Below are 21045 nucleotides of genomic sequence, written 5' to 3'. Positions count from 1 at the left end.
TCTGGACGCTGCGGGGGAAGGCGGACAGCGGCTACTGTGGCTGAAGGCCTTGCAGGATGCGGTGAAATGCCCGGCCATGGATCCTCCCGACAGCCTGCCGCGTGCGTGCACTACTGGGCGGGCAATCGCTCCCGCCACCGGCGCTTTTCCACGCTGCGCACGTTGGGCTGCTGCCGCAGCCATTCCAGATAGAGCGGCAGATGTGCCAACTCATCATCGCTCGCATCACCGGTGAACTCGCGCACCTCGACCAGGTTTCCGTAGTTTCTGGCGTACTTGCCGGGCGTGTCGTCGATACCAATCATCTGCTCCAACCGGAAGCCGTGTCGCTTCAGCTTGCCCAACCGTTTCTGCGACGCATAGCCGCCAGTGTCCCAGTCACGCGCCGTGCTGCATCGCTGCGCGGACCACAGGAATGCGAGCGGGCGGCCCGGCATCAGGCGGGCCACCAGCGGCTCCGCATACAACTGCCCGGAAGACGTCCACACCCCCACCGTGAAATGGGCGAAGGCATAGTCGAGGAACGCCTGCAGGTGAGGCCGCAGGTAGACGTGGTAGCCGACAAGGCGGAAGTCCGCCGGCCGCTCCAGTTCGCGCTCGCTTGCGTGCACCAACGTCTCGTCCAGGTCGAGTACCAGCAGTTTTCCACCTGGCGGCATTGCATCCGGTTTCATACTCATTCCTCTTCCAAAGCCTCCGGCACCGCTACCTTCCGGATCAGCTTCAACGCATGCCCTTCCAGCACATAGAAGTAGGCGTAGTGACCGGTCCTGTCGTAGTTGCTGTCGTACTCGGTGCCTTCGGCCACCACCAGCGCGCTGTGCGGATCGATCCGGACGATGTTCGGGCCGAGTTCCCCACCCAGGCTCTGCGGCAGCGGCTTGCCGGTGCGCAGGCTGATGAAGGTCTGCGAGAAGCACCCCGTGCCGCAGCCCCAGCCGGCCACGGTGTACTCGCCGGCGAACTCGACCTTGCCGTCCTTCAATGCGGCGGACATCCGCGTCTTGAACATGCGCGCCTCATGCGTACTCATGTCCAGCCCAGCGGCAGGTCCGCCGTAGACCTTCGCCACAGGGTAATCAGTGAGCTGCGGGCCGCCCTGCTCGCCACGGAAGATCGCCTCACGGACGCGGGAGTTTTCGTCAATCTCCGCAGCAGTCGGCTCGGCCGCGCAGGCAGCCGCTGCTGCCAGTCCCAGGGCAAGGGCCACTACGGCAACCGCAGCGCGCGTGATCGATGCAGCGTTCATGGCCGTCCTTTGCGTTGGGGCCCCATTCTAGGCACGAACTCCGTAAACCAATTTAAATCAACAATGGTTGACAGCCCAGGCACACCCACCCACACTGCCGCCCTCGCTCCACTCGTACCCAAGGTCCCGCCATGGCTGCTGCCATCCGCCACGACTGGCAACACGACGAACTGCAGGCACTGTTCGATCTGCCGTTCCCCGAGCTGCTGTTCCGCGCCGCAGCGGTCCACCGCGAGCATTTCGACCCATCGCGGGTGCAGGTCTCCACGTTGCTGTCGGTGAAGACCGGCGGCTGCCCGGAAGACTGCGCGTACTGCCCGCAGGCGCAGCGCTACAACACCGGGGTGAACGCGCAGAAACTGATGGAGACCGACGCAGTGCTGGCCAAGGCACGCCAGGCCAAGGCCGCCGGTGCCTCGCGCTTCTGCATGGGTGCCGCGTGGCGTTCGCCGAAGGACCGCGACATTCCGAAGGTGGCGGCAATGATCGCCGGGGTGAAGGCACTGGGCCTGGAGACCTGTGCCACGCTGGGCATGCTCAGTGGCGAACAGGCACGTGCGCTCAAGGACGCCGGCCTGGACTACTACAACCACAACCTCGACACCGCGCCGGACTACTACGATTCGATCATCCACACGCGCCAGTACCAGGACCGCCTGGATACGCTGGAGCACGTGCGCGATGCCGGCCTGAAGACCTGTTGCGGTGGCATCGTCGGCATGGGCGAGACACGCGCGCAGCGCGTCGGCCTGCTGCTGGCGCTGGCCACGCTGCCGGCACATCCCGATTCGGTGCCGATCAACAAGCTGGTGCAGGTGGCGGGCACGCCGCTGCATGGCAGTGCCGAGCTGGACCCGTTCGAGTTCGTGCGCATGATCGCGGTGGCGCGCATCGCCATGCCGCGCTCGATGGTGCGGCTGTCGGCCGGGCGCGAAGCGATGAGCGACGAACTGCAGGCGCTGTGTTTCCTGGCCGGTGCCAATTCGATCTTCTACGGCGACAAGCTGCTGACCACCGGCAACCCGGAGAGCGAGCGCGACCTGGCCTTGTTCGCACGCCTGGGCCTGCAACCGATGGCGGTGCAGGTGGATGCCGAGGGCCACGACCACGGCGGCACCGTGCACGCCGATATCAGTGCCGATACGCCCGGCTGTGGCTGCGCTCACGCGGCCTGAGACGGGCCGCAAGCAGGCGCCGCGGCAACGCGCTACCCTAGCCGCCCCGTCGACGCATTCAGCCACCATGGCCCGCCCCGACCTGACCGCCCGCCTCCACGCCCAGCGCGCCCTGCGCGATGCCCAAGGCCGTCGCCGCCCGCGACGCACGGTCAGCCGTCGTGATGGCGTGCGCCTGGAAGTGGACGGCCAGTGGCTGACCGGCTTCTGCAGCAATGATTACCTGGGCCTGGCCCAGCAGTTCAGCGTGGTCAATGCGCTGCAGGATGCTGCCGCGCGCGAAGGTGCTGGCGCCGGTGCCTCGCACCTGGTCTGTGGTCACCACGCCCTGCACGAAGCGCTTGAACGCGAAGTGGCCGAGTGGCTGGGCTATCCGCGTGCGCTGCTGTTCGGCAGTGGCTTCGCCGCCAACCTGGCGGTGCAGCAGGCATTGCTGAGCGAAGAGAACGATGTCTGCGTACAGGACAAGCTCAACCACGCCAGCCTGCTGGATGCGACGCGGTTGGCCGGTGCACGCCTGCGCCGCTATCCGCATCTGGATGCGGAAGGCGCGATGCGTCAGCTCAAGCACGCGCCCGATGGCGCGGCGATGCTGGCCACCGATGGTGTCTTCAGCATGGATGGCGACATCGCACCGCTGCGCGCATTGTCGCTTGTGGCACGCCTGCAGCAGGCGCTGTTCTACGTCGATGACGCGCACGGCGTGGGCGTGGTCGCTGATGGCCGTGGTGCCGTGGCCGCCGCCGGGCTGGGCGTGGACGACGTGCCGCTGCAACTGGTCACGCTGGGCAAGGCATTGGGCGGTTCCGGCGCACTGGTGCTGGGCCGCGACGACCTGATCGAGCACCTGGCCGAAACCGCACGTCCCTACATCTACACCACGGCGGTGCCGCCGGCGATGGCAGCGGCGGCCCTGGAAGCAGTACGCCTGGCGCGCCGCGACCACTGGCGCCGCTCCAAGCTGACCGACCTGATCGCGCTGTTCCGCAGCGAAGCGCGCCGCCATGGGCTGGACCTGATGGCCTCGGAGACACCGATCCAGCCGCTGCTGTGCGGCGATGACCATACCGCCGTGGCGATGTCCACGGCGCTGGAACAGGCCGGCTGGCTGGTCGGCGCGATCCGCCCACCGACGGTGCCGGAAGGCAAGGCACGCTTGCGCGTGACGCTGTCCGCGCTGCATACGCCGGAACAGGTGCGTGGCCTGGTCGAGGCCATCGCCAACGCGCGCGATCGCGTGACCCTGGCCGTGCGTGAAGCCGCGCCACCGCCGTTGCCCGCCTTTGCCTGAGTTCCGTGTCGTTGCCCATGCATATTGAAGTGACCGGCCGTGGGCCGGACCTGGTACTGATCCACGGCTGGGCCCTGCAGGGCGGTGTGTTCGCGCCGCTGGTGCAGCGCCTGGCGGACCAGTTCACCCTGCATCTGGTTGATCTGCCGGGCCATGGCCACAGCCGCGAGGACAGCACGCCGCTGCGCCTGCCGTTCGTGGTCAACGCCATTGCCGCGGCCACGCCGCCGGCGGTGTGGTGCGGCTGGTCGCTGGGTGGCCTGTTCGCGCTGCATGCGGCGGCCACCCTGCCGAAGGTGCGCGGGCTCGCGATGATCGCGGCCACGCCGCGCTTCGTGCGTGGTGAAGACTGGCCGCATGCGGTGGAACCGGCAGTGTTCGAACAGTTCGGGCGCGAGCTGGCCAGCGACTTCGGTGGCACGCTGGAACGCTTCCTGGCGCTGGACGTGATGGGCTCGGCGCACGCCCGCGAAGAGCTGCGCACCCTGCGCCAGCGCCTGGTCGAGCGCGGTGCGCCCACCGAACGCGCGCTGCTGGAAGGCCTGCGCCTGCTGGAAAGCACCGATCTGCGCGGCGCACTGCCGACGCTGGGCAAACCCAGTCTGTGGATCGCCGGCCAACGTGACCGGCTGGTGTCGCCGACGGCGATGCAGGCCGCCGCGGCAATGGCCCCGGACGCGCAGATGCTGACCATCGCCCACGGCGGCCATGCGCCCTTCCTCGGCCATGCCGACGAGGTCGCCGCCGCCCTGCAACACTTCGTTGCCGGCCTGTCACCGGCCGATGGCGGACAATGAGCGCCTTCCGAATTCCGCAGGATTGACGCATGGATCTGGGTATCAATGGCCGCTGGGCACTGGTCTGCGGCGCAAGCAAGGGGCTGGGCCTGGGCTGCGCGCGGGCGCTGGTGCGTGAAGGCGTCAACGTGGTGATCGTGGCCCGCGGCGAAGCCGCCCTGCAGGCCGCCGCTGAAGAGCTGCGCGCGCTGGCCGGTGCCGCCGAGGTGCGCGCGGTCGCCGCCGACGTCACCACCGAAGCCGGCCGCGTCGCCGCGCTGGCCGCGTGCCCGCAGGTGGACATCCTGGTCAACAACGCCGGTGGCCCGCCGCCCGGTGATTTCCGCAATTTCGAGCGCGATGACTGGATTGCCGCGCTGGACGCCAACATGCTGGCGCCGATCGCGCTGATCCGCGCCACCGTCGACGCGATGATCGCGCGCGGCTTCGGCCGTATCGTCAACATCACCTCGTCGGCGGTGAAAGCCCCGATCGACATCCTGGCGCTGTCCAACGGCGCGCGCAGTGGCCTGACCGGTTTCGTCGCCGGCCTGTCGCGCCGCACCGTGGCCCACAACGTCACCATCAACAACCTGCTGCCCGGCCAGTTCGACACCGACCGCCTGCGCGCCAACTTCGCCCACAGTGCGGGCAAGGACGGCGACGCCGGCGAAGTGGCCGAACGCCGCCGCCAGCAGATCCCCGCCGGCCGCTTCGGCACACCCGACGAATTCGGCGCCGCCTGCGCCTTCCTGTGCAGTGCACAGGCCGGTTACCTCACCGGGCAGAACCTGCTGATCGACGGCGGCGCCTACCCCGGTACGTTCTAAGAGACTTTCGCAATGCCGTCCCACTTCGATGCCCGCCATGTCCGCCGCGCGTTCGCCCGTGCCGCCAACAGCTACGACGCCGCCGCCGCCCTGCAGCGCGAGGTGCAGTCGCGGCTGATCGAATCGCTGGACTACCTGGAGGCGCGCAAGCCCGAGGTGGTGCTGGACATCGGTGCCGGCACCGGCCATGCCAGCGCGTTGATGAAGAAGCGCTGGCCGAAGGCGCAGGTGATCGCGCTGGATGTGGCGCTGCCGATGCTGGACCAGGCCAAGCGCCAGGCCGGCTGGTGGAAGCCGTTCCAGCGCCTGTGCGGCGACGCCGCCGCGCTGCCGCTGGCCGACAACAGCGTGGACGTGATCTTCAGCAACCTGTGCCTGCAGTGGGTGGACGACCTGCCGGCGGTGTTTGCCGGGTTCCGCCGTGTGCTCAAGCCCGGTGGCCTGCTGCTGTGCTCGACCTTCGGCCCGGAAACGCTGGTTGAACTCAATGAAGCGTTCGCGGCCGCCGATGACCGCCCGCACGTGAGCCGCTTCGCGCAGATCGCCCAGTTCGGCGATGCGCTGATGATGGCCGGCTTCCGCGACCCGGTGCTGGACCGCGATCTGTTCACCCTGACCTACGACGACCTGCCCTCGCTGATGCGCGAGCTGCGCGCGATGGGCGCGACCAATGCACGGGTGGACCGCCGCCATACGCTGACCGGGCGCGGCCGTTTCGCCGCTGCGGCGGCGGCGTATGAACCGATGCGCCGTGCCGACGGCAAGCTGCCCAGCAGCTGGGAAGTGATCTATGCCCACGCCTGGGCACCGGACCCGGGCGCGCCGATCCGCGAAGGCGGGCATGACGTGGCCGCGGTGCCGGTGTCGGCGATTCCGATCCGGCGCAAGCAGACCTGATCGTCCGGTAGTGCCGGCCACTGGCCGGCAACCTCACGATTCCATGGTGGGCATCTGCCGGCCAGCGGCCGGCACTACCGCATTCCACACCGCACGCGAATCGCTCTGGTAGTTGCCAACCTTGGTTGGCACAACCCATCAGATCGCGGTGCCGCCAGCAGTGTGCCGACCAAGGTCGGCACCTACCAAAGGCAGGTATGGGCCGGCATTGTGCCAACCAAGGCAGGCTTCCGCCTCAGGTATTGGCCGGCGAACTCAGCGGCGGGCGCACCAGGTCGCGGTGGAAGAAATAGATCTCCTGCACCAGGAAGCGCCAACTCGTATGGAAGCTGCGGAAGCGCGTGCTGGGCGTGGACGAAGCCAGCGCATCGATGCCCAGCGCCCTGCTCAGGCGCAGCGCGCGCGCCATGTGCAGCGGGTCGCTGACGATGATCACCCGATGCAGGTTGCGCTGGTCCATCAGCCGCTTGGCTTCGACCAGGTTCTGCACGGTGTTGCGCGAAGCGGTTTCGATCAGGATCGCATCGTCCGGCACGCCATGCTTGAGCGCATAACGCCGCGCCACCTGCGATTCGGAGAAGCGCGCGCCGGTGCCGCCATAGCCACCGGTGAAGATCAGCAGTGGTGCGTACTGGGCCTCATACAGATCCAGGCCATGGCGGATGCGCTCTTCGAACACCGGTGACGGTTTGGCGTCATAGGCCGCCGCGCCGAGCACGATGATGGCGTCGGCCTTGGCGGCCTGGTCACGTTCACCGACCCAGACGATCCACGCAGTCACGCCCAGCAGCCAGATCACCAGCACCACGAACAGCCGCCACAGCCAGCCCAGCAGGCCGGTGCGATGCCGGTTGCGCTCGCGGCTCAAGGCGCCCCCCAGCGAAGCGCTGGCAGGTCGACATTGCCACCGGACAGGACCAGGCCCACGCGCAGGCCGGCAAAACGCGGCGGCTGCGCCAGCACCGCAGCCAGCACGGTGGCCGAGGACGGCTCGACCACCTGCTTGAGGACCTCCCACAGCAGGCGCATCGCGGCCATCGTCGCCGCGTCATCGACCACGATCACCTCGGCACCGGCCGCACGCAGCAGTTCGAAATTGGGCGCGCCGATCAGGGTACGCAGTCCATCGCAGATCGTGTCCGGAGTGAACGCCCCCTGGCGCTCGCCTGCGGCCAGCGAACGTGCGGTGTCATCGGCGCCGGCCGGTTCGGCCAGCACCAGCCGGGTCTGCGGGCTGGCGTGCTGCAGGGCCAGTGCGGTACCGCTGGCCAGGCCACCGCCGCCCACCGGCACCACCAGCACGTCAAACGGGCCGTCGCTGTGCAGCAGTTCCAGGGCCGCGGTGCCCTGCCCGGCCATTACCACCGGGTCCGCATAGGGATGGACCAGGGTTGCGCCGGTATCGGCCTGCACCTTGGCGCAGGTGGCCTCACGGTCGGCAATGGTCGGCGGGCAGCGCCAGAGCGTCGCACCATGGCGGGCAATGTTGGCCAGCTTCGCCGCGACCGCGCCTTCGGGCACCACCACGTGGCAGGGAATGCCACGGGTCCGTGCGGCCAGGGCCAGGGCGGCACCGTGGTTGCCGGACGAATGGGTCACCACACCGGCACGGGCGCGATCGGCGTCCAGTGACCACACCGCATTGCAGGCGCCGCGGAACTTGAATGCACCACCACGCTGCAGGTGCTCGGCCTTGAAGGCCAGCTGTGCCCCGGCCATCGCATCCAGCGTGTGCGAGCGCAGCACCGGGGTCACGCTGGCATGCGGGGCGATCCTCGCGGCAGCAAGCAGGACGTCATCGGCGCGGGGCAACAGTGAATCGCTCATGACGCAAGATTAACGTAAGGCTCCCCGCTGGCGACCGGGGCACAGGTCATGCCAGCATGCGGGCCTTCACCTCCATTCATCCTGGCCGGTGGAATTAAGGGCCGATTCAATGCCGGCGCACGAAGCTGACTGCACACCCGTCCTCTGGGGGGACCCACCATGAAAACGCGCCTGATGCTTGCCGGTGGCCTGTTGCTGGCCCTGACCGGCTGCACCACCTACGACTATGTCGGCGGCGGCCGCAGTGGCAGCTACTACCACGGTGCGCCGTCGGTGGAGTACCGCTACCCGGCCGGCTATCCCTACAACTACGGCCCCTACTACGGTGGCTATGGCGGCTACTACGGCGGCTACGGCAACCCGTATTACTCGCGTCCGATCTACCGTCCGCCGCACAACCACCGCCCGCCACCGCGCCCGGGCAATGGCGGCGAGAACCGTCCGCCGCCGTCGCGGCCGTCGTACAACGGCGGTTCGCCATGGCGGAACATGGACTCGATGCGGCGCCCGCCGCAGTCGAACATCCAGCCGTCGGCACCACCGCCACAGGCCCGTCCGGCCCCCGCGCCGAGTGCGCCGAGGATGAACGGTTCCCCCTGGCGCAACATGGATCGTGGGACGCAGCGCACAGTTGAGCGCTGAACCGTCTTGCATTTCACACGGTCCAAGCCGCACTCTACGGGACCAGTGACGGCCCGCGTCACAATGTGACAAAAACGACACGGGCCGCCGCAAAAAGCTCTACGTCGATATCCGACAGGAACATCTGGATCCCCCCTGTTCCGGCCCTGTCGGATGTCGGCACCTCTGAAGGCAGACGGCCCCGCAATGCGGGGCCGTTTGTTTTGCCGGGCCGCCAACCGGCGAGAGCCCCAGCGTCAGTAGATCCACGCCATGCGTGGATGGGGCCTTTCCCGCCGCCCCAAAAAACAGGGCCGGACAGTCCCCCGACTGCCGGCCCTCTGCTCCCCCACCGTGCGCCTGTACCGGCCCCTGTTCCAATTCCGGTCACGGGCGCCTACGGCGCCAGCCACGATGGGTGCTATTGGGTTATCTGCAAAAATCCTGCCAACTTTAGGGCTGATTTCGACGCCGGCCGGCCGGCACCGACGTCCCGCCCCCGAATGGCGCTAAAATCGCCACCCCGGCGCCGCCCCCCGGTCCGCGCCCGCCCCCAGCTGAACAGCCCCCCATGAACCCGTCCTTCCATCGTTACGACGTCATCGTCATCGGCGGTGGCCACGCCGGCACCGAAGCCGCGCTGGCCGCGGCCCGCACCGGCGTGCGCACCCTGCTGCTGACCCACAACATCGAAACGGTGGGCGCGATGAGCTGCAACCCGGCCATCGGCGGCATCGGCAAGGGCCACCTGGTCAAGGAAATCGACGCTCTCGGCGGTGCGATGGCGCATGCCGCGGACCGCGCCGGCATCCAGTGGCGCACGCTCAACGCCTCCAAGGGCCCGGCCGTGCGCGCCACCCGCTGCCAGGCCGACCGCAACCTGTACCGCATGGCGATCCGCGCCATCGTCGAAGGCCAGGCCAACCTGACCGTGTTCCAGGCCGCCGTCGATGACCTGGTCATCGAAGGCGACGCCGTGCGCGGCGTGATCACCCAGACCGGCCTGCGCTTTGACGCCGAGGCCGTGGTGCTGACCGCCGGCACCTTCCTGGCCGGCAAGATCCATGTTGGCCCAACCCAATACGCCGCCGGCCGCATGGGCGACCCGCCGGCCACCACGTTGGCCGCGCGCCTGCGCGAACGCCCGTTCCAGGTGGACCGCCTGAAGACCGGCACGCCGCCGCGCATCGACGGCCGCTCGCTGGACTACAGCGTGATGGACGAGCAGCCCGGCGATTCGCCGCGCCCGGTGATGTCCTTCCTCGGCTCGGTGGACGAGCATCCGCAGCAGGTCAGCTGCTGGATCACCCACACCACCGAACAGACCCACCAGATCATCCGCGACGCACTGCATCGCTCGCCGCTGTACAGCGGCCAGATCGAAGGCATCGGCCCGCGCTACTGCCCGTCCATCGAAGACAAGGTGGTGCGCTTCGCCGAAAAGGCCAGCCACCAGATCTTTGTCGAACCCGAAGGCCTGGGCATCGTCGAGATCTACCCCAACGGCATCTCCACCTCGCTGCCGTTCGACGTGCAGCTGGAGATGGTGCGCAGCATCCGCGGCTTCGAGAACGCGCACATCACCCGCCCCGGCTACGCGATCGAGTACGACTTCTTCGACCCACGCGGGCTAAAGGCCTCGCTGGAAACCAAGCTGGTCAACGGCCTGTTCTTCGCCGGCCAGATCAACGGCACCACCGGCTATGAAGAAGCCGCCGCGCAGGGCCTGCTGGCCGGCCTCAACGCCGCACGCCAGGTGCGTGGGCTGGACGGCTGGTGCCCGCGTCGCGACGAAGCCTACCTGGGCGTGCTGGTGGATGACCTGATCACCCACGGCACCAACGAGCCCTACCGCATGTTCACCAGCCGCGCCGAGTACCGCCTGCAGCTGCGCGAGGACAATGCCGACCAGCGCCTGACCCCGGCCGGCCGCGAAATGGGCCTGGTGGATGACCGCCGCTGGAACGCATTCGAGACCAAGCAGGCCGCCGTCGCCGCCGAACGCGCGCGCCTGGGTGCGCTGTGGGCAACCCCGGCCAATGCGCTGGGCCGCGAGGTGCAGGACACGCTGGGCGTAGCGGTCAGCCGCGAAACCAACGTGCTGGACCTGATCAAGCGCCCCGAGCTGGATTACGCGCAGCTGATGCAGGTGCCATCGCTTGGCCCGGCCGTGGCCGACGGCAAGGTGGCCGAGCAGGTCGAGATCGGTGTGAAGTACGCCGGCTACCTGGACCGGCAGCGGGAGGAGATCGAGCGCCAGCAGCGGCATGAAGCCACGCCGATCGCTGAAGCCTTCGACTACGCGACGGTGCGCGGGCTGTCGGCCGAAGCGCTGCAGAAGCTGGAGCGCGTGCGGCCGCAGACCATCGGCCAGGCGCAGCGCATCCCGGGCATGACCCCGGCCGCGATCTCGCTGCTGCTGGTGCACCTGGAGCGCGCACGCCGCGGCCTCGTGGCGTAACGCGGTCGAACCTGCTTCTGGTGGGTGCCGACCTTGGTCGGCACATGACTCTGCCCTGGTGGGTGCCGACCTTGGTCGGCACGAATCATCTGATCGCGACGCTGCATGCTTCCGTGCCGACCAAGGTCGGCACCCACCGGAGCGGAAGACGCACACACCCGCGCAAGCGAGTTACCGTGCGTCCGCGCCGCCGCCGAGCACCTTGAACAACGTCACCCGGTTGCCCGCCTCCTGCTGCTGCAACGCGATCAGGTCCTGCTGCGCGGCATACAGGCTGCGCTGCGCATCCAGCGCCTGCAGATAGCCGTCCAGCCCGGTGCGGTAACGCGCATCGGCCAGCGTGTAGCTGCGCTGGCTGGCGGCGACCAGCGCACGCTGGGCCTCCATCTGCGCGGTCAGGTGATCGCGCGTGGCCAACGCATCGGCCACTTCGCTGAAGGCCTGCTGGATTGCCTTCTCATACTGGGCGATGCCGATGTCCTTGCCGATCTTCGAGGCATCCAGCGAGGCCTTCAACGCACCGGCGTGGAAAATCGGCGCGGTGATGCTGGGCGCGAACGACCAGCCGCGGGTGCCGGCCGAGAACAGCGTCGACAACGCGGTGGAGCTGTGGCCGTAGTTGGCAGTCAGCGTCAGCGTCGGGAAGAACGCGGCGCGCGCGGCACCGATATCGGCATTGGCCGCCTGCAGCGCGTGTTCGGCGGACAGCACGTCCGGGCGCTGCAGCAGCACGCTTGAGGGCAGGTTGGAAGGCAACGGCGCCAGCGCCACGGTGCCGTCCAGTGCCTGTGTGCTGGGCAGCATCGCCGCCTCCAGCGGCGCGCCCACCAGCAACTGCAGCGCATCGCGATCCTGCGCCTGCTGGGTCTGAAGCTTGGCCAGCGCACCGCGCGCAGCTTCCACGCTGGTCTGCACCTGCGACAGGTCCAGACCCGAGGCCAGGCCTTGTGCATGGCGGGCCTCGGTGCGCTGCAGGGTCTGCTGCTGGCTGTCCAGCGTCTGCCGGGTGAACGCCAGCGACTGCTCGTCGGCCGCCAGCGCCAACCACGCCGTCGCCACTTCGGCCACCAGGCTGGTGCGCGCGGCGCGCTGGTTCTCGGCGCTGGCCAGCCAGTTCTGCAGGGCCTCGTTCTTAAGGCTGCGGACGCGCCCGAACAGGTCCAGTTCCCAGCTGCTGATGCCCACCTGCACCGCATCGGATTCGGTCACCTGGCTGACGCCGATCTCGCTGTTGGCATCACTCACCCGCGAGCGGGTGACACTGCCACTGGCATCCACCGACGGCAGCAGCGCCGCGCGCTGGATGCGGTACTGCGCGCGTTCCTTCTCCACCTGCAGCACCGCCACGCGCAGGTCGCGGTTGTTCTGCAGCGCCAGCGCGATCACCTGCTGCAGGCGCGGTTCCAGGAACACCTCACGCCAGGCCGGCATCGTCAGTGCCGGCCCGGCCTCGCCGGTGGCGGCATTGCCGAACTGTGCCGGCACCGGCGCCTCGGGGCGCTGGTAGTGCGGTGCCATGCTCACGCAGCCGCCCAGTACGGTGGTCATCGTTGCGGCCGCCAGGGCGCGCAGCAGCATCGGCTTCATGGGCTTGCCTCCGGGGCAGTGGCTTCGGCCGGCGCGCGGCCCGGGAACATGCGGCGCACCAGCAGGTAGAACAACGGCACGAAGAACATGCCCAGCACCATCGAGGCGACCGTACCACCGGCCACGCCGGTACCCAGCGAACGGCGCGCGGCCGAACCGGCGCCGGTGGCGAACACCAGCGGCAGCACGCCCATCAGGAACGCCAGCGAGGTCATCACGATCGGCCGGAGCCGCAGATAGACCGCCTGCAGGATCGCTTCGCGGGTGCGCTTGCCCTGCTGTTCGAGGATGCGCGCGAATTCGACGATCAGGATGCCGTTCTTTGCTGCCAGGCCAATCGTGGTCAGCAGGCCGACCTGGAAGTACACGTCGTTGTTGAGGCCACGCAGGTTCATCATCAGCACCGCACCGAACACGCCCACCGGCACCGCCAGCATCACCGCGAACGGCACCGCCCAGCTTTCATACAACGCCGCCAGGCACAGGAACACGAACAGCAGCGAGATGGCATACAGCATCGGCGCCTGGTTGCCCGAGAGCTGCTCCTGGTAGGCCATGTCCGACCAGGCATGGCTGAAGCCTTCCGGCAGTGTGTCGGCCAGCCGCGCGATCTCGGCCATCGCCTCGCCGGAGCTGACACCCGGCGCCGGCTGACCGGTGATCTCCATGGCTGATATGCCGTTGTAGCGCTGCAATGCAGCCGGCGCACTGGTCCAATGCGTGCTGATCAGCGACGACAGCGGCACCATCTGGCCGGCCTGGTTGCGCACGCTCCAGCGCTCGATGTCCTGTGGCTGCATGCGTGCTTCGGCGGTGCCCTGGATGAACACCTTCTTGATGCGGCCCTTGTAGATGAAGTTGTTGACGAAGTCGCCGCCCAACGCCGCGTTCAAGGTGTCATTGACGTCCTGCGGGTTCACGCCCATGGCCTGCGCCTTGGCGTCGTCCACCTTCACCGCGTATACCGGCGCGTCTTCCAGGCTGGCGTAGCGCACGTTGACCAGCTTCGGGTCCTTGGCGGCTTCCTTCAGAAGCGTGTTGCGCGCGGCCACGGCGGCGGCATGGCCGGCACCGCCTTCGTCCTGCAGTTCCAGGGTGAAACCGCCCGCATCGCCCAGGCCGAGGATGGCCGGTGGCGAGGTGATGAATACCTGCGCATCGGGCACGCTGGCCATCGCCGCGGTCAAGCGCGCGGCGATGGTATCGGCATCGTCCTTGCGGTCATCCCAGTCCTTCAGGCGGATGAAGGCCTGGCCGACGTTCTGGCCGCTGCCGGTGACGCTGAAACCAGCGATGGCCTGGATCGAGAGCACGCTGTCGTCCTTCACCGCAGCGGCACTGAGGCGATCCATCACTGCACGGGTCTGCTCCAGGGTGGAGCCGGCTGGCAGCTTCACCAGCGCGTTGAGCATGCCCTGGTCCTCATCGGGCAGGAATGCGCCGGGCAGGTGCCACAGCAGCAGGCCGGTGGCCACGCTCAGCACCAGGTAGAACAGTACGCCCAGCGTACGCCGGCCGAGGAAACCATCCACGCGATGGCGCAGGCCGTTGGAGGTGCGCTCGAAGCGGTGGTTGAACCAGATGAAGAACTTGCCCAGCAGGCTCGGCTCGCCGCCGTGATCGCCATGCGGGTGGCCGCCCTTGGGAATCTGATGCAGGATGCTGCCGCACAGCGCTGGGGTGATGGTCATCGCCACCAGCACCGACAGGATCATCGCGGCGGCGATCGTCACCGAGAACTGGCGATAGATCACGCCGGTGACACCACTGAAGAACGCCATCGGCAGGAACACCGCGGTCAGCACCAGCACGATGCCGACCAGCGCGCCGGTGATCTGGCCCATCGCCTTCAGCGTGGCCGGCTTCGGTGCCAGCCCTTCGAAGGTCATCACCCGCTCCACGTTCTCCACCACCACGATGGCATCGTCCACCAGCAGGCCGATGGCCAGCACCAGCGCGAACATGGTCAGCGTGTTGATCGAGTACCCGAAGGCCGCCAGCACGCCGAACGTGCCCAGCAGCACCACCGGCACCGCGATGGTCGGGATCAGCGTGGCCCGCCAGTTCTGCAGGAACAGGTACATCACCAGCACCACCAGCGCGATCGCCTCGATCAGGGTGATCACCACTTCCTTCAGCGAGATGGTCACGAACGGCGTGGTGGTGAATGCCACGTGGGCGGTGTAGCCATGCGGCCAGTACTTCTGCAGCTGCTGAAGCCGCGCATCGATGGCCTTGGACACGGCGATCGCGTTCGCACCGGCATTGAGCTCGATGCCCAGCGAGGCCGACGGCTTGCCGTTGAAGGTGCTGATGCTGTCGTAGCTCTCCGGCCCCAGGCCGATCGTCGCCACGTCACCCAGGTGCACCACGCTGCCATTGGCATCGGCCTTGAGCACCACCTGCGCGAACTGCTCGGGGGTGTGCAGGCGGCTGCGCGCGGTCACGGTCGCGTCCAGCTGCTGGCCCTTCAGCGCCGGCTGGCCACCGAGTTCACCCGCCGACACATCGGTGTTCTGCGCCTGCAGTGCGCTCTCGATGTCCGACGGCATCAGCGCGTACTGGCGCATCTTTTCCGGGTCCAGCCAGATGCGCATGGCGTATTCCTGGCCGATCGGCTGGATGTTGCCGACGCCGCTGACACGGCTGATCTGGTCGTCGATGCGCGCTTCCATGAAGTTGGCGACATCGAAGTTGTCCATGCTGCCGTCTTCGCTGGTGAACGACAGCACCTCGAAGATCGAACCACTGGACTTGGTGATGGTCAGGCCGTTCTGCTGCACCGCCTGCGGCAGCGTCGCCATGGCCGCCTGCAGCTGGTTCTGCACCTGCACCTGCGCAGTGTCCGGATTGGTACCGGTAGCGAACACCAGGTTGACCTGCGCCGAGCCGTCGGAGGCACTGGTCGAGGTCATGTACATCAGGTGGTCCAGGCTCTGCTGGGACTGCTCGATGACCTGCGTGACCGCGTTCTCCACGGTCTGCGACGAGGCGCCGGTGTAGGTGGCACGGATGGTGATGGTGGGCGGGGCGATCTGCGGGTAGCGGTCCACCGGCAGAATCAGGATCGCGAGCAGGCCGAGCAGGCTGACCGCGATGGCGATCACCCAGGCGAAGATCGGCCGGTCGATGAAGAAACGAACCATGCGCGGCGGGCCTCAGTGCGACTTTTCGTCGGTGTTGCCGTTCGGGTCGACCGCCGGCATCGCCGCCAGCTGCGCCGTGCTGGCCGCCACCGCCTTCACCTGCTGGCCGAGCGATACCGCACTGCCATTGCTGACGATCACCCGCTCGCCGGCCTTCAGGCCCTGCGTGATCTGCCACTGGTTGCCCACCACCTGGCCGGTGCTGACCCGGCGTTCCACCACATGGTCCTTGGCATCGAGCAGGCGCAGCAGCGGCTCGCCACGCTCGTTGCGCAGCACCGCCTTCTGCGGCACCAGCAGGGCGCGCGCGTTGGTGGCCATCGGCAGCACCGCCTTCAGGTACATGCCCGGCAGCAGCAGGCCGTCCGGGTTCGGGATGACCGCGCGCAGCACCACGTTGCCGGTGCCCGGGTCGACCGCACTGCCAACAAACTCCAGCGTGCCTTCATGGGCATAGCTGCTGCCGTCCTCCAGCAGCACCTTCACCTGCGCCTTGCCATCGATGGCCTTCACCAGGCCGGCATCGAGCTGCTTGCGCAGCGCCAGCATCTGCGTGCTGGACTGGGTCACGTCCAGATAGACCGGGTCCAACCGCTGGATGGTGGCCAGCGCCGCGTCCTGGCCGGCGGCGACCAGCGCGCCGGCGGTGACGCTGGAGGTGCCGATGCGGCCGTCGATCGGTGCGGTCACCCGGGTGTAGTCGAGGTTGATGCGCGCGGCCTGCAGCGCGGCGCGCGCGGCGATCACATTGGCCTGCGCCTGCTTCAGCGCCGAGGTGGCATCGTCGGCATCCTGCTTGCTGGCCGCATCCATGCCCAGCAGCGCGCGCGTGCGCTCGGCCTTGGGCTGCGCCGACAGCACGGTGGCCTCGGCCTGGGCCAGCTGGCCACGGGCGGTATCGAAGGCCGCCTGGTACGGTGCCGGATCGACCTGGTACAGCAGCTGGCCGGCCTTGACCTGCTGGCCTTCAGTAAACAGCCGCTGGCGGATCAGCCCACCGATCTGTGGCCGCACCTCGGACACCTCGAACGGCACCGCGCGGCCGGGCAGGGTCTGCTGCAGCGCCAGTGGCTGTGCGCTGGCGGTGATGATGCCCACTTCAGGCGTGGCCGGGACGTCGGTCCTGCCCGCCGAGCAGGCGGCCAGGGCCAGCAGCAGGGGCAACAGCAGCGGACGGGGGGAACGGGACAGCGGGCGCGGGAGTGACATGGGGGGCGTGGAGGCCTTGCGTTGACCCGTGCACGCTGCCGTGGAACTGTGCAGAGAATATGGAGATTGTGCGACCGGCTCAGCTGACGCTTGCTTTCAGCGCCGCATGCGCCGCTAATGGCCCCCGCGATGGCGAAGATTCGACTCAAATTCGGCCTGACCGCGAAGACCTTCCTCGCGATCTTCACCGCCTGCCTGCTGGTGCTGGCAGTGAACGGCATTGCCAGCCGCGTGGCGTTCCAGACCGGCTTCCTGGACTACCTCAACGACCAGGGCGACCTGCGCATGCAGCGCCTGATACCCCACCTGCAGCGCGAGTACAGCGCCCACGGCGGCTGGGAGCATCTGCGCGGCGACAGTGACCGCTGGGCGCGGCTGCTGCGCCCGGACCTGGCCCATGGGCACGAAGGCCCGGTGCCGCCGCTGTCCGACCAGACCGGCGTTCCCTCACGGCTGGGCCTGTTCGATGCGCAGCATCGGTTCGTGGCCGGCAACCCCGATGCCACCAGTGATGACGATCCGCATCCGGTGCAGCTGGATGGGCACACCGTGGGCTGGCTGGGCATGGTGCCGTTCCAGACCGTCATCGCCACCAACGATCTGAATTTCTACAACACCCAGATGCGCGCATGGTGGGTGATCGGCATCTCGCTGCTGCTGGTGACGGTACTGCTGGCCTGGCTGGTGTCACGCGCGCTGCGCCAGCGCCTGGCCAAACTCGCCGCGGCCACCCATCGGCTCGCCGCCGGCGACTACGCCACCCGCATCGAGCGCACCAGCGATGACGAGCTGGACGCACTGGTCAACGACTTCAACCGGATGGCACAAGCGCTGGATGATACCGAGCGCAACCGCCGCGCCTTCATCGCCGACATCTCGCACGAACTGCGTACGCCACTGGCGGTGGTACGCGCCGAACTGGAGGCGATCGAAGACGGCATCCGCCCGCTGGACCGCGCCAACCTCGGTGCCCTGCAGGGCGAGATCCGCCAGCTGGGCAAACTGATCGACGACCTGCACGACCTGTCGATGACCCAGTCCGGGGGCCTGGCCTACCGCTTCGCGCCGCTGGACCTGGTGGCACTGCTGCGCAGCGAGCTCAATGGCATGCGCGTGCGCTTCGCCAATGCGGGCCTGGCGCTGGAAGAAGACCTGCCGGCCGGCCCGCTGCCGGTCTCCGGCGATGAGCGGCGCCTGCAGCAGGTCCTGGCCAACCTGCTGGAAAACGCGCTGCGCTATACCCATACCGGCGGCCGCGTACGTGTGCAGGCCGCGCGCGTGCCCGCCGGCGTGCAGCTGGTCGTGGAAGACACCGCTCCGGGCGTACCGGCCGACAAATGCGCGCTGCTGTTCGAGCGCTTCTACCGGGTGGAGAGCTCGCGCAACCGTGCCAGCGGCGGCAGCGGGCTGGGCCTGGCCATCAGCCACAACATCATCCTCGCCCACCACGGCCACATCCACGCCGAGCCTTCGGTGCTGGGTGGCCTGCGCGTGGTCATCACCCTGCCGGAGCCTGCATGAGTACGTCCCCCGCTGCGTCCGCGAAGATTCTGATCGTCGAGGATGAGCCACGCCTGGCCTCGGTCCTGCGCGACTACCTGGCCGCCGCCGGCATGGCCAGCGAATGGGTGGACGATGGCGGCCAGGTGATCGACGCCTTCGCGCGCTACCAGCCTGATCTGGTGCTGTTGGACCTGATGCTGCCACAGCGCGACGGCGTCGACCTGTGCCGCGAACTGCGTGCCAGCAGTGACGTGCCGGTGATCATGGTCACCGCGCGGGTGGAAGAGATCGATCGCCTGCTGGGCCTGGAGATCGGCGCCGACGACTACATCTGCAAGCCGTTCAGTCCGCGCGAAGTGGTCGCGCGGGTGATGGCAGTGCTGCGCCGCTACCGCCCGGACCCCGCTGCACGCGCCAACAGCGGCCTGCACATCGATGAGCCTGCGGCACGCGCCACCTGGAACGGCAAAGGCCTGGACCTGACGCCGGTGGAGTACCGCCTGCTGCGCACCCTGCTGGCCACGCCGGGCCGGATCTGGGCCCGCGATGAGTTGCTCGACCGCCTCTATCTGGACCATCGCGTGGTGGTCGACCGTACCGTCGACAGCCACGTGCGCAACCTGCGCCGCAAGCTGGCCGACGCCGGCATGGAAGGCGAGCCGATCCGCTCGGTATACGGGATGGGTTACAGCTACGAACCCTAGCCGGTAGTGCCGGCCGCTGGCCGGCAACCGCAGAATTCCAGGTGCGCCCATGAGGTTGCCGGCCAGCGGCCGGCACTACCCGTGCGCACCTGCGTTACAGTCGAGCACGCTCGACATTGCGAACACGACTGCATGGACGATATCCACCCGATCGCGCCGGACAAGCGCGCCGCCATCCTTTCCACCCTCGCCGCGATCGAACAGCGCCACGATGTGCGTGTGCTGCTGGCCTGCGAATCGGGCAGCCGCGGCTGGGGCTTCTCCTCGCCGGACAGTGACTACGACGCGCGCTTCATCTACGTGCATCGCCAGCCGTGGTACCTCAGCGTCAACGAGAGCACCGGTCCCGGCGAAGCGCAGCGTGATGTGATCGAGCTGCCGATCGATGAGGAGCTCGACGTCAGTGGCTGGGACCTGCGCAAGGCACTGCGGCTGGTCTCCAAGTCCAATCCAACGCTGATCGAGTGGCTGCGTTCGCCGATCGTGTACCAGCAGGATGACGCTGCGGTGGCGCAGCTGTGGGAGGCAGCGAAGGGGTTCTATTCGCCGCTGGGCAGCTGGTGGCACTACATGAGCATGGCGAAGACCACGTACAGCCGCCATCTGGGCGAGCCCACCGTCAGTACCAAGAAGTACCTGTATGTGCTGCGTGCCCTGCTTGCCTGCCAGTGGATCGAAAGCGAATCCACGCCGCCGCCGATGGCCTTCGAGGACCTGCTGGACCGGCTGCTGCCTGACGGTCCCGTGCGCAACGCCATCGACGCCCTGCTGGTGGTCAAGCGAGCCAGCGCCGAAGTCACCGCCCGTCCGCGCGTCGTCATCATCAGCGACTACATCGACCATGCAATGGCCGTGCGCACCGCGCAGGTCCCGCAGCTGGCGGCCGGACAGGGCGACAACGGCTGGCTGGACGCACTGTTCCGGGAGATGCTGGCCGAACTCGCGCCTGCATAGGCGACCGCGCCGGCTTCTGGTAGTGCCGGCCGCTGGCCGGCAACCACGGAAATCCAGGTGCGCCCATGAGGTTGCCGGCCAGCGGCCGGCACTACCCCGCGGCAGGCACGCGGCGTGCGGACCACGCGGGTATCATCGCAGTGAACGCCCTGATTTCCGGAGACACCGATGAACCCGCTGCGCCCCTTCCGCGACAAGATGCCCGTCCTCGGCGAGCGCGTGTACATCGATCCGGCCTGCACCCTCATCGGCGACGTGGAAGTGGCCGATGACGTGTCGGTGTGGCCGGGCACGATCATCCGCGGTGACGTCAACTACGTGCGCATCGGTGCGCGCACCAATGTGCAGGACGGCACGATCATCCACGTCAGCCACCACAGCCCGTACAACAAGGCCGGCTACCCGACCCTGATCGGCGAAGGCGTGACGGTCGGCCATGGCTGCATCATCCACGCCTGCACCATTGGTGATTACAGCCTGATCGGCATGGGCGCCTGCATCCTCGATGGCGCCCGCGTGGAGCGCCATGGCTTCGTCGGTGCCGGTGCGGTGGTCGGCCCGGGCAAGGTGGTGGGCGAAGGCGAGCTCTGGGTCGGCAACCCGGCCCGCCCGGCCCGCACGCTGAGCGACAAGGAAATCGAGTCGCTGCACTACTCGGCCGACCACTACGTGCGGCTGAAGGATGAATACCTGGGCTGAGCAGCCAACGCCGCCATGCGGCTCTGCTAAAGTCTGGGCCCGACCAGGACCTGTCGAGACCCCCATGCCTGTGGACGCCTGCCGGAGAGGACTCCGGCGCCCACAACGAAGGCCAT

Annotated in this window: 18 protein-coding genes; 11 read left to right on the top strand and 7 right to left on the bottom strand. The window is 68.1% G+C overall.

Annotated features, from left to right (window positions below; genetic code table 11):
- Positions 1–110: 110 nt before the first annotated feature.
- Positions 111–680, bottom strand: a complete 570-nt coding sequence (locus VPH47_RS00960; protein ID WP_368849919.1) for an NIF family HAD-type phosphatase — start codon at positions 678–680, stop codon at positions 111–113.
- On the bottom strand, positions 677–1249 hold the full coding sequence (locus tag VPH47_RS00955; protein ID WP_180848052.1) for a hypothetical protein: 573 nt from the start codon (positions 1247–1249) through the stop codon (positions 677–679). Before VPH47_RS00955 ends, VPH47_RS00960 begins: the two co-directional genes overlap by 4 nt.
- Positions 1250–1380: 131 nt before the next feature.
- Between VPH47_RS00955 and bioB the strand changes: the two genes are divergently transcribed.
- From bioB to bioC, 5 genes are all read left to right on the top strand, one after another.
- Complete coding sequence (gene bioB / locus VPH47_RS00950; RefSeq protein ID WP_368849918.1) at positions 1381–2424, top strand: biotin synthase BioB; 1044 nt, start codon at positions 1381–1383, stop codon at positions 2422–2424.
- A gap of 67 nt (positions 2425–2491) precedes the next feature.
- Positions 2492–3715, top strand: coding sequence for an 8-amino-7-oxononanoate synthase (gene bioF, locus VPH47_RS00945; protein ID WP_368849917.1), 1224 nt, complete (start codon positions 2492–2494; stop codon positions 3713–3715).
- Between the two features lie 17 nt (positions 3716–3732).
- Entirely contained in the window at positions 3733–4512 is a 780-nt protein-coding gene (gene bioH / locus VPH47_RS00940; RefSeq protein WP_368849916.1) for a pimeloyl-ACP methyl ester esterase BioH, read from the top strand.
- Positions 4513–4541: 29 nt separating this feature from the next.
- Complete coding sequence (locus VPH47_RS00935; RefSeq protein WP_248858433.1) at positions 4542–5321, top strand: SDR family oxidoreductase; 780 nt, start codon at positions 4542–4544, stop codon at positions 5319–5321.
- Positions 5322–5333: 12 nt separating this feature from the next.
- Positions 5334–6218 carry a malonyl-ACP O-methyltransferase BioC gene (gene bioC / locus VPH47_RS00930; protein WP_153854759.1) on the top strand — a complete coding sequence of 295 codons (885 nt, stop codon included), beginning with the start codon at positions 5334–5336 and terminating at the stop codon, positions 6216–6218.
- Between the two features lie 235 nt (positions 6219–6453).
- Here the strand turns inward: bioC and VPH47_RS00925 are convergent, their stop codons facing one another.
- Both VPH47_RS00925 and VPH47_RS00920 read right to left on the bottom strand, forming a co-directional pair.
- Positions 6454–7098: a YdcF family protein gene (locus VPH47_RS00925; protein ID WP_180848222.1), complete on the bottom strand. Its 645-nt coding sequence runs from the start codon at positions 7096–7098 to the stop codon at positions 6454–6456.
- On the bottom strand, positions 7083–8045 hold the full coding sequence (locus VPH47_RS00920; RefSeq protein WP_368849915.1) for a pyridoxal-phosphate dependent enzyme: 963 nt from the start codon (positions 8043–8045) through the stop codon (positions 7083–7085). The genes VPH47_RS00925 and VPH47_RS00920 overlap by 16 nt, the downstream gene beginning before the upstream one ends.
- A 159-nt stretch (positions 8046–8204) precedes the next feature.
- Between VPH47_RS00920 and VPH47_RS00915 the strand changes: the two genes are divergently transcribed.
- On the top strand, positions 8205–8687 hold the full coding sequence (locus VPH47_RS00915; protein ID WP_110714050.1) for a hypothetical protein: 483 nt from the start codon (positions 8205–8207) through the stop codon (positions 8685–8687).
- 550 nt (positions 8688–9237) lie between these two features.
- Entirely contained in the window at positions 9238–11127 is a 1890-nt protein-coding gene (gene mnmG, locus VPH47_RS00910) for a tRNA uridine-5-carboxymethylaminomethyl(34) synthesis enzyme MnmG (protein WP_368849914.1), read from the top strand.
- A gap of 171 nt (positions 11128–11298) precedes the next feature.
- On the opposite strand, the gene smeC is transcribed toward mnmG, so the two are convergent.
- Genes smeC through smeA form a run of 3 tightly spaced genes read right to left on the bottom strand, consistent with a single transcriptional unit; the run spans position 11299 to position 17069 of the window.
- Positions 11299–12714 (bottom strand): multidrug efflux transporter outer membrane subunit SmeC, encoded by a 1416-nt coding sequence (gene smeC, locus VPH47_RS00905; RefSeq protein WP_368849913.1) that lies wholly within the window; start codon positions 12712–12714, stop codon positions 11299–11301.
- The gene (gene smeB, locus VPH47_RS00900) at positions 12711–15860 is read right to left on the bottom strand and encodes a multidrug efflux RND transporter permease subunit SmeB (protein WP_368849912.1); all 3150 of its coding nucleotides are present in this window, start codon (positions 15858–15860) and stop codon (positions 12711–12713) included. Before smeB ends, smeC begins: the two co-directional genes overlap by 4 nt.
- A gap of 12 nt (positions 15861–15872) precedes the next feature.
- Positions 15873–17069, bottom strand: a complete 1197-nt coding sequence (gene smeA, locus VPH47_RS00895; protein WP_368849911.1) for a multidrug efflux RND transporter periplasmic adaptor subunit SmeA — start codon at positions 17067–17069, stop codon at positions 15873–15875.
- Positions 17070–17186: 117 nt separating this feature from the next.
- Here smeA and baeS point away from each other — a divergent pair, with 117 nt between their 5' ends.
- From baeS to VPH47_RS00875, 4 genes are all read left to right on the top strand, one after another.
- On the top strand, positions 17187–18590 hold the full coding sequence (gene baeS, locus VPH47_RS00890) for a sensor histidine kinase efflux regulator BaeS (RefSeq protein ID WP_368849910.1): 1404 nt from the start codon (positions 17187–17189) through the stop codon (positions 18588–18590).
- Positions 18587–19276 (top strand): response regulator, encoded by a 690-nt coding sequence (locus VPH47_RS00885; protein WP_110714055.1) that lies wholly within the window; start codon positions 18587–18589, stop codon positions 19274–19276. Before baeS ends, VPH47_RS00885 begins: the two co-directional genes overlap by 4 nt.
- A 132-nt stretch (positions 19277–19408) precedes the next feature.
- A complete protein-coding gene (locus VPH47_RS00880; protein ID WP_368849909.1) occupies positions 19409–20230 on the top strand; it encodes a nucleotidyltransferase domain-containing protein in 822 nt (273 codons plus the stop codon).
- Between the two features lie 168 nt (positions 20231–20398).
- Positions 20399–20929, top strand: coding sequence for a gamma carbonic anhydrase family protein (locus VPH47_RS00875; RefSeq protein ID WP_197611795.1), 531 nt, complete (start codon positions 20399–20401; stop codon positions 20927–20929).
- Positions 20930–21045: the final 116 nt, after the last annotated feature.

It is taken from the genome of Stenotrophomonas sp. WED208 (assembly GCF_040984485.1).
Classification (GTDB): Bacteria; Pseudomonadota; Gammaproteobacteria; order Xanthomonadales; family Xanthomonadaceae; genus Stenotrophomonas; species Stenotrophomonas riyadhensis.
Note: the sequence above shows the minus strand (reverse complement) of the source record. Positions and strands in the feature narration are given on the sequence as shown.

What these genes read in the sequence shown, in the direction of transcription:
- VPH47_RS00960 (WP_368849919.1), bottom strand. Translation starts at nt 680, where the DNA reads ATGAGTATGAAACCGGATGCAATGCCGCCAGGTGGAAAACTGCTGGTA.
- VPH47_RS00955 (WP_180848052.1), bottom strand. Translation starts at nt 1,249, where the DNA reads ATGAACGCTGCATCGATCACGCGCGCTGCGGTTGCCGTAGTGGCCCTT.
- bioB (WP_368849918.1), top strand. Translation starts at nt 1,381, where the DNA reads ATGGCTGCTGCCATCCGCCACGACTGGCAACACGACGAACTGCAGGCA.
- bioF (WP_368849917.1), top strand. Translation starts at nt 2,492, where the DNA reads ATGGCCCGCCCCGACCTGACCGCCCGCCTCCACGCCCAGCGCGCCCTG.
- bioH (WP_368849916.1), top strand. Translation starts at nt 3,733, where the DNA reads ATGCATATTGAAGTGACCGGCCGTGGGCCGGACCTGGTACTGATCCAC.
- VPH47_RS00935 (WP_248858433.1), top strand. Translation starts at nt 4,542, where the DNA reads ATGGATCTGGGTATCAATGGCCGCTGGGCACTGGTCTGCGGCGCAAGC.
- bioC (WP_153854759.1), top strand. Translation starts at nt 5,334, where the DNA reads ATGCCGTCCCACTTCGATGCCCGCCATGTCCGCCGCGCGTTCGCCCGT.
- VPH47_RS00920 (WP_368849915.1), bottom strand. Translation starts at nt 8,045, where the DNA reads ATGAGCGATTCACTGTTGCCCCGCGCCGATGACGTCCTGCTTGCTGCC.
- VPH47_RS00915 (WP_110714050.1), top strand. Translation starts at nt 8,205, where the DNA reads ATGAAAACGCGCCTGATGCTTGCCGGTGGCCTGTTGCTGGCCCTGACC.
- mnmG (WP_368849914.1), top strand. Translation starts at nt 9,238, where the DNA reads ATGAACCCGTCCTTCCATCGTTACGACGTCATCGTCATCGGCGGTGGC.
- smeC (WP_368849913.1), bottom strand. Translation starts at nt 12,714, where the DNA reads ATGAAGCCGATGCTGCTGCGCGCCCTGGCGGCCGCAACGATGACCACC.
- smeB (WP_368849912.1), bottom strand. Translation starts at nt 15,860, where the DNA reads ATGGTTCGTTTCTTCATCGACCGGCCGATCTTCGCCTGGGTGATCGCC.
- smeA (WP_368849911.1), bottom strand. Translation starts at nt 17,069, where the DNA reads ATGTCACTCCCGCGCCCGCTGTCCCGTTCCCCCCGTCCGCTGCTGTTG.
- baeS (WP_368849910.1), top strand. Translation starts at nt 17,187, where the DNA reads ATGGCCCCCGCGATGGCGAAGATTCGACTCAAATTCGGCCTGACCGCG.
- VPH47_RS00885 (WP_110714055.1), top strand. Translation starts at nt 18,587, where the DNA reads ATGAGTACGTCCCCCGCTGCGTCCGCGAAGATTCTGATCGTCGAGGAT.
- VPH47_RS00880 (WP_368849909.1), top strand. Translation starts at nt 19,409, where the DNA reads ATGGACGATATCCACCCGATCGCGCCGGACAAGCGCGCCGCCATCCTT.
- VPH47_RS00875 (WP_197611795.1), top strand. Translation starts at nt 20,399, where the DNA reads ATGAACCCGCTGCGCCCCTTCCGCGACAAGATGCCCGTCCTCGGCGAG.